8 protein-coding genes are annotated in these 7,255 nt (G+C 70.5%); 3 read left to right on the top strand and 5 right to left on the bottom strand.

The window, feature by feature from the left end; translation table 11 throughout:
* Positions 1-318: 318 nt before the first annotated feature.
* Positions 319-753 (bottom strand): response regulator, encoded by a 435-nt coding sequence (locus ACFOGJ_RS25020; protein WP_379905781.1) that lies wholly within the window; start codon positions 751-753, stop codon positions 319-321.
* Between the two features lie 6 nt (positions 754-759).
* Entirely contained in the window at positions 760-2,376 is a 1,617-nt protein-coding gene (locus tag ACFOGJ_RS25015; protein ID WP_379905779.1) for an ATP-binding protein, read from the bottom strand.
* 122 nt (positions 2,377-2,498) lie between these two features.
* Between ACFOGJ_RS25015 and ACFOGJ_RS25010 the strand changes: the two genes are divergently transcribed.
* A complete protein-coding gene (locus ACFOGJ_RS25010; RefSeq protein ID WP_449288608.1) occupies positions 2,499-3,029 on the top strand; it encodes a gamma carbonic anhydrase family protein in 531 nt (176 codons plus the stop codon).
* 177 nt (positions 3,030-3,206) lie between these two features.
* Entirely contained in the window at positions 3,207-3,929 is a 723-nt protein-coding gene (locus ACFOGJ_RS25005; protein ID WP_379905777.1) for a PRC-barrel domain-containing protein, read from the top strand.
* A 212-nt stretch (positions 3,930-4,141) separates the two neighbouring features.
* On the opposite strand, the gene ACFOGJ_RS25000 is transcribed toward ACFOGJ_RS25005, so the two are convergent.
* A complete protein-coding gene (locus tag ACFOGJ_RS25000; protein WP_379905775.1) occupies positions 4,142-4,636 on the bottom strand; it encodes a PAS domain-containing protein in 495 nt (164 codons plus the stop codon).
* A 136-nt stretch (positions 4,637-4,772) separates the two neighbouring features.
* Positions 4,773-5,777, bottom strand: a complete 1,005-nt coding sequence (locus ACFOGJ_RS24995) for a zinc-binding dehydrogenase (protein WP_379905773.1) — start codon at positions 5,775-5,777, stop codon at positions 4,773-4,775.
* A 163-nt stretch (positions 5,778-5,940) separates the two neighbouring features.
* Between ACFOGJ_RS24995 and ACFOGJ_RS24990 the strand changes: the two genes are divergently transcribed.
* Entirely contained in the window at positions 5,941-6,336 is a 396-nt protein-coding gene (locus tag ACFOGJ_RS24990; RefSeq protein ID WP_379905771.1) for a PaaI family thioesterase, read from the top strand.
* Between the two features lie 15 nt (positions 6,337-6,351).
* On the opposite strand, the gene ACFOGJ_RS24985 is transcribed toward ACFOGJ_RS24990, so the two are convergent.
* Positions 6,352-7,035 carry a carbonic anhydrase gene (locus ACFOGJ_RS24985; protein WP_379905769.1) on the bottom strand — a complete coding sequence of 228 codons (684 nt, stop codon included), beginning with the start codon at positions 7,033-7,035 and terminating at the stop codon, positions 6,352-6,354.
* Between the last annotated feature and the right edge of the window lie 220 nt (positions 7,036-7,255).

The following is a 7,255-nucleotide window of genomic DNA, read 5'->3' as shown; positions in this document are numbered from 1 at the left end:
CGTCCCGCCCGACAGAAAAAGCTGCTGCAAATCTACCGGCAACGCCTTGACACAAGCCGCCTCATATAAGCCCGAGAACGACAGACTTTCTATCAAACCCGGGAAGGCACTAAGACCGGCCCGCGGCTCAGCCGCCGGCGAGGATGCGGCCAGGGCGGTTGCCCTGGACCGGGGCGGGGGGCTTCGCGAACGCGGTCTCCAGGCTGGTGGAAGGGTCGGACGCGAAGTGCAGAAGCGGCAATCGTCCGTGGGTGCCAGCTGGTCAGGCGGGATATGGCCTGCGCGGCAGGCTGCCGATCGGCACCCTCGGCCGGGTGCTCATGCCCGCTGCGCCTCCAGGTCGGGCCCGCCGGCAGCCGCGCGCCGCGGAATCGCCGCCAGCCTGTCGTCCAGCACAGCCAGGCGCACCGGCTTGGCGAGATAGTCGTCCATGCCGGCCTCGCGGCAGCGGCGCACTACGTCGCCGGTGACATCGGCGCTCAGCGCGATGATGCGGACCCCCCGCTGAGGGCCGGAGAGGGCGCGGATCCGCCGTGCCGCCTCAAAGCCGTCGACCCCCGGCATCCGCAGGTCCATCAGCACCACGTCGAAGGCGCCGCCGGCCACCGCCTCGACCGCGGCGGCACCGTCCATCGCCACGGCGGTGGAGAAGCCGGGCCTGGAGAGGAAAGCCTGCATCACCTTCAGGTTCATCTCGTTGTCCTCGGCCAGAAGGATTCGCAGCGGCGTGCCAGGGCCGCCCTTCGCCGGCATGCCGACCTACCCGTCCGCCGCGGCGGCGGACAGGGTCGGCCGCAGGCCGATCCCCGGCATGGCGCAGGAATCGGATGTCCGACGCAGGCAGTCCAGCAGGGGCTGCAGGCGTATCGGCCGGGCCAGCACACCGTCGGCCCAGTCCGGACAGGGTGCCTGGAGCGTCGTGGCGGGATCCGCCAGCAACACCAACCGCGTCTCGCCGGGAACCGCCGCCCGCAGGGTCACGGACAGCGCCGCCCCGTGCGCCGCGGCCCGGGCCGCCAGCGCCGCATCCACAAAGACGACCCGGCAGGGGGCACCGACGGTGCGCGCCTCCGCCAGTTCCCTGACGGCCATCCGGATGTCGGGCGCCTCCGCGACCTCCGCATCCAGGGCCCGGAGGTGCCGCAGGAGGTCGGTATCCGCATTGCCCGTCCGTCCGGCAAGCAGAACGCGCACAGGCTCATCCTCGTCAGACAGGTCCCAGCGCCGCGGCGTGCCCACCGGCGGCAGGTCGACCTCGAACCAGGCCAGGGTGCCGCCGCAGGGCCGGCGCTCGAGGCCGATCCGCCCGCCCATCAGAGAAACGAACTCCCGGCAGATCGCCAGGCCCAGATCGAAGCCGCCGAAGCGCTGCGTGATCGACGGGTCGGCCTGCACGAACCGCTCGCACAGGCGGTCGGTGTCCCGATCCCGCAGGCCGCTCCCGCTGTCGAGCACCTGGAACCTGACCCTCCGCCGGTCCGCAGCAGCATCCTGAGGTGCGGCTGCAGGCAATGCCTCGACCGAGACGCTGCCCGCATCGGTGAACTTCACCGCATTGCCGGCCAGGTTGAACAGGATCTGGCGCAGGCGCCGGGCATCGCCCAGCGCGCTGCCGCGCAGCTCCGGTGCGACAAAGACGGAAAGCAGCAGCCCCTTCCGTGCGGCGCGGGCGGCAACGAGGGTGGCGGCCTCTTCGAGCAGTTCCACCAGGTCGAACGGCGCGGGGCGCAGGTCGACCTGTCCGCCCTCCGCGCGTGTCAGGTCCATCACGTCGTCAATCAGGGCCCGCAGGCTCTCGCCCGACAGGCTGGCGGCCTCGGCCCAGGCGCTCTGCTCGGGCGACAGGTCGGAGCCATGCAGCAGTTCCAGCATGCCGAGCAGGCCGTTCAGCGGCGTCCGCATCTCATGGCTCATGGTCGCCAGGAAGCTGTTCTTCGCCTCGTTCGCGCGCTCCGCCTCCGCCCGCGCACAGCGCGGTTCCTCCTGCGCGGCACGGCGCAGGCGCGACACCGAGCCCGAGGTCTGCAGGGCCAGCGATTGAAGGATCCGACCCGCATCCCCGCTGCCGGTCTCGCCGAGGATTTCCCGGCTGGTCCGCACCACGGTGCCGGAGGGCAGCTCGACCTCCTCGATCCGGAAGCGCCGTCCGTTGCGGTCCAGGGTGCAGGCCCGGTGGCCGGCGGCGGCGCACGGCGCCTCCGCGGCACCATCGGCGGCCGGGTCCAGTGCCGCAAGGCGCAGGCCGCGCCCCGGCCGGCAGGCCGAAGCCGCCAGTTCGCGCTCGAACTCGGCGTTCCATTCAAGCAGCCGTCCGTCGGCGTCCAGGACCGCAATGCCCGGCGTTGCAGCGAAGGTGGCCATTCGGTGCCAGGTCATCCCGTGGGTTGCCGCGGTCGCGCGACCGCACTGCCGCCAGTCTGTCCGGCAGGGGTTTAGAATTGGTTGCGGCCCGGCCTATGGTGGCGGCCCGTACGGATCATCGAGAGGGAGACGACAAGGTGCCGATCTACAGCCTGGATGGTGAGCGACCGGAGATCCCCGAGGGCGAGGCCTGGGTCGCCCCCGACGCAACGGTCCTGGGCCGCGTGCGGCTGCTGCGCGATGCCAGCGTCTGGTTCGGCGCGGTGCTGCGCGGCGACAACGAATGGATCGAGATCGGCGAAGGCAGCAACGTGCAGGACGGCAGCATCCTGCACACCGATCCGGGCATGCCGCTGACCATCGGCCGCAATGTCACGATCGGCCACAAGGTGATGCTGCACGGCTGCACGATCGGCGACAACAGCCTGATCGGGATGAGCGCGACGATCCTCAACGGGGCGCGGATCGGGCGGAACTGCCTGATCGGCGCCCATGCCCTGATTCCGGAGCGCAAGGAAATCCCCGACAACAGCCTGGTGATGGGTGCGCCGGCGAAGGTGGTCCGGGAACTCGACCCGGATGCCGCCGCGGCGCTGGAAATGTCCGCCCGCCACTACGTGGCGAACTGGCAGCGCTATGCCAGGGGCCTGAAAAAGCTGTCCGACTGACGGCCGGCCAGTGGCCGTTGCCGAGCGATCTGTTCAAATTCAGATAAATGCTGACAAGTCCAAGCGAAGCGGTCGTTTTGTTTCGTCCCGACCGGAACCAGTCAAAAGCCAATCTGTTCTTGGGTTGTGCAGGCGGCGGAGAGTCGTCCGCCCGCCCGGAAAGATTGGAGAAATGTCATGATGCGTGTTCTTCTGGCCGGTACGACTGCCGCCGCCCTTCTGGCCGGTGGTGCACTGGCGCAATCCGACACCAGCACGACCCCGACGACCGAGACGCCGTCGGCCGCGGTTACCGACTCCGTCGCCCCGAAGACGGACGGCAAGACCGACAGCGGCATGAAGGCTGAAACCATGCCGGCGGGCGACATGAAGACCGGCGACATGAAGACCGGCGATATGAAGACGGGGGAGATGTCGACCCCTGATAGCACCGGCACCACGGCCGAGGTCGAGAGTTCCGGCAGTGTCTCCACGATGTCGACGGCCGCCCCGGCCGGGGGCTTCATTTCCACCCAGGCCGGGACCGACACCCTGGCCAGCAACATGCTGGGCCGCCCGGTGGTGAACCCGCAGGACGAGAAGGTCGGCGATATCGACGACCTCGTGATGGACCGTTCCGGCAGGGTCACCGCGGCGGTGATCGGCGTCGGCGGCTTCCTCGGCATCGGCGAGAAGTCGGTCGGCGTGCCGATCGAGGCACTGCAGCCGCGGCAGGACGAGGATGGCGAGATCCAGCTGGTGACCATGCTGTCGCGCGAGGAGCTGGAGCAGGCGCCGGAGTTCGTCGACCTGGAGACCAAGGCGTCGCGCGACGCGGCGGCCGCCCAGGAAAGCCAGCGGGAAGAGCTGATGAAGCAGCAGCAGGCCCCCGCCGGCGGCACGGCGCAGCCGGCCCGGTAAGGCCGAAGGAAGTCGCGGCGGGGCCGTCGTGCCCCGCCGCGCGGACGATTGCCGTCGTCGCCCGCCGGTTTCCCCGGGACCCGGCCGGCAGGGGCGGCATGTGGCGCCGCGGCTCCCGCCGCCCGGCGCCACATTCGTTTGTGGCGATGTCGAGGACATAGGCAGCGCCGCGACCGGGGACCCGCGCCACCGTCGTCGGTGGACGGGCCGCCTCAGGACTTGCCGGGCAGAAGCTCGACTGCCGCGACGATCCGGTCGACCCGCTCGCCATCGTCGGAGACCGGGCAGGCCAGGCAGCGATAGCGGACCCATTCCATGTCCCGGTAGAACAGGTTGCCGGTGAAGATCAGCGGGTGGCGGCGGTCGGTCAGACGGTCCAATGTCTCGATGAAGAAGGCATTCGCCTCCCGATGTTCATCCGCCAGTTCGTCGAAGGTGCGGCCGGTATTGTCGCGGCCGGAAAGACGCACCAGGGCCGTGCCGACCAGGCGCAGCCGGTAGCGGCGCGGTGCCTCCTCCACATCGATGATGACCACGGTGGGCATCGCCCGGGGGCCGATCAGGCGCGGCCGCACATCGGCCCGCGACACCATCCGCCCCTCGCTGCGCGCGGCCTGAATGATCCTGTCCAGCCATCCCAGGTTCGCGCTGCTCGCGACGTCCCGGCTTCCCCTGTAGGCCTGAACGATGAAATCCGTCGGAGACAAGGTCCCCTGCACACGCCAATCCATGACACTGCTACGCATTGCTTCCCTTGCGCCGCCGAACTGGCAACGCCCCACAAGCCCAGGATAATGCGCTGCAGCATCGGGGTCAGTGGCGATTCCCGGGAATCGCCTACCGCTATCGCGGTATGGACGGGTCGATCTCCACCACGACCTTGCCGACCGCCCGGCCGCTTTCCAGATGCCGGTGGGCATCCGCCAGCCGCTCCAGGGGGAAGCGCAGGGGATCGAGCAGCGGCTTCAGATGGCCGTCTTCCGCCAGCCGCGCGGCCGCGGCCATGATGCGGCCATGGCTGTCGCCGCCGATCTTGTGCAGCATCGGCAGCAGCATGAAGATGACGTGCAGGGACAGGCTGCGGGACTGCATCAGGGCAAGGTCCGCATCGAAGCGGGAGACGATCGCCACCACCTGACCGTAGAGTCGCGCCGCCGCGAAGGAGGAGGGCAGGTCGCGCCCGCCGGTGGCATCGAAGACCAGGTCGAAGCCGCGACCGCCGGTCAGCCGGCCGACATAATCGGCCACCGGCTCGTCGCGGTAGAAGATCGCCTCCTCCGCCCCCAGGCGTCGCACGATCTCCGCCTTTTCCGGCCCGGAGACGGTGGCGAAGACCCGCGCGCCCCGATGCGCGGCCAGCTGGATGACGACATGGCCTACTCCGCCGGCGCCGCCCTGGACCAGGACGGTATCGCCGGCCGCCACGCCGGCCCGGTCGAACAGCCCTTCCCAGGCGGTGATCGTCACCAGCGGCAGGGCCGCCGCTTCCGCGAAGCCCATGCCGGCCGGCATCCGCGCCAGGAAGCGGGCATCCACGGCGATCCGCTCCGCATAGGCGCCACCCTGGCCGCGGACGCCGCCGCCGCAACCGAACACGGCATCGCCGGCCGCAAGCCCCGTAACCCCCGGGCCCAGTGCCTCGACGACTCCGGCCACGTCGCAGCCCAGCACCGCCGGCAGGTCCGGCGCCATCGGCCCGCCATTGGCGCGCAGCTTCGTGTCCACCGGGTTCACGCTGCTGGCCGCCTGCCGCACCAGGACCTGGCCGGGACCCGGAACCGGGTCCGGCAGCGCCGCCGCCTCGAACCGCTCCGGTCCGCCGAAGCCGCGGATGATCTGTGCCTGCATCGTCACGCCCTCATCTCTTTCGCGGCCCGCTCGCAGGGCCCTGCCGCCGACATCCCGGCGATTACCCGACAGGTCATTGTCCTGCAGCGGACGGCGGGCTCAAATCCCCGCCAATGGATGCAGCCGGCGCCGGGCCGGCTGACCGCAACGGAGGGGATGCCGGATGGATCCGCTGCACTTCGCACAGACCAACAAGCTGCCTTTCGCCGAACTGCTCGGCGTCGAATATGTCGCGGCCAGCAGGGACGAGGTGGTGGCCGAGCTGGCTGTCCGCGACGAGCTCTGCACCCGGCCTGAAATCCTGCATGGCGGCGCCGTGATGGCCCTGGCGGATACCGTGGGCGCCGTCGCGACGGTGCTCAACCTGCCGGAGGGCAAGGGCACCACGACCATCGAGAGCAAGACCAACTTCTTCCGCCCGGCGCCCCTGGGCAGCAGGGTCCGCGCGGTCTGCACGCCGCTGCACCGGGGTCAGCGGACGATGGTCTGGCAGACTCGGATCGAGAGTGAGGCCGGCAAGCTGATCGCCCTGGTCACCCAGACGCAGATGGTGCTCTGACCGCGGCGCCCCCTTTCAGGCGGCGGGCGCCACGGGGGCAAAGCGGCCGCTCTCAGGATCCCGCCAGTGCAGCAGGCCGCCCCGGATCGCGAACCAGGCCCCGTGCAGCCGCAGCCGTCCCGCCTGCTCCGCCTCGGCGATGAACGGGAAGGTGCGCAGATTGTCCAGGGACAGGCCGATCGATTCGTATTCCAGGGCCTGCTGCACCGCGTCCGGGTCGCTCTCGCCCCGCGCCAGGACCGCGCTGCGCGCCGGCGCGGCGATCTTGACCCAGGGATCGATGAAGCGGCCGACCGCCCGCGGCGCGCTCTCCCGCCCGTCCGGGCCGTGGTCCGCAGCGGCCAGGCAGGCGGCGATGCCGCCGCAGCGGGCATGGCCCATGACGACGAGATGCTCGACCTGCAGGCCCATCACCGCGAACTCGATCGCGGCCGAGGTGCCGTGATAGCCGCCCGAGGCGTCGAACGGCGGCACCAGGTTGGCCACGTTCCGCGCCACGAACAGTTCGCCCGGTGCCGCACCGAAGATCGTGGCCGGATCCACCCGGCTGTCGGCGCAGGCGATGATCATGATCCGCGGCGCCTGCCCGTCGGCCAGTTCCTCCAGCAGCGCGGCCTGTTCCGGATAGCGGTTCGTGCGGAACCGCCGATAGCCCTTCAGCAGCTGTTGCGGGACATGCCCGGTCCCATCGGCCTGCAATGCGGCGGCGCCTGGCTTGGCAGCGTCATTCGGATCGGAAATGGCCTTGCCCTCCCGGCTTGCTGATCCACGGGGCGCGACCGCGCCCGGCAGGTCTGATACCGCCTTCGCCGCCCGGCCGCCACCCCTGCCCCCGGAACCCGCTTGCCCTGACGGCCATGGCTGCGGGATACAGGACGGATGAGCAATCCGCACAGTCCGCCGTCCAGGCAACGGGGAG

Origin of the sequence: Marinibaculum pumilum (assembly GCF_042646425.1) — a bacterium.
Classification (GTDB): Bacteria; Pseudomonadota; Alphaproteobacteria; order Ferrovibrionales; family Ferrovibrionaceae; genus Marinibaculum; species Marinibaculum pumilum.
Note: the sequence above shows the minus strand (reverse complement) of the source record. Positions and strands in the feature narration are given on the sequence as shown.

What these genes read in the sequence shown, in the direction of transcription:
- ACFOGJ_RS24990 (WP_379905771.1), top strand. Translation starts at nt 5,941, where the DNA reads ATGGATCCGCTGCACTTCGCACAGACCAACAAGCTGCCTTTCGCCGAA.
- ACFOGJ_RS25020 (WP_379905781.1), bottom strand. Translation starts at nt 753, where the DNA reads ATGCCGGCGAAGGGCGGCCCTGGCACGCCGCTGCGAATCCTTCTGGCC.
- ACFOGJ_RS24995 (WP_379905773.1), bottom strand. Translation starts at nt 5,777, where the DNA reads ATGCAGGCACAGATCATCCGCGGCTTCGGCGGACCGGAGCGGTTCGAG.
- ACFOGJ_RS25005 (WP_379905777.1), top strand. Translation starts at nt 3,207, where the DNA reads ATGATGCGTGTTCTTCTGGCCGGTACGACTGCCGCCGCCCTTCTGGCC.
- ACFOGJ_RS25015 (WP_379905779.1), bottom strand. Translation starts at nt 2,376, where the DNA reads ATGACCTGGCACCGAATGGCCACCTTCGCTGCAACGCCGGGCATTGCG.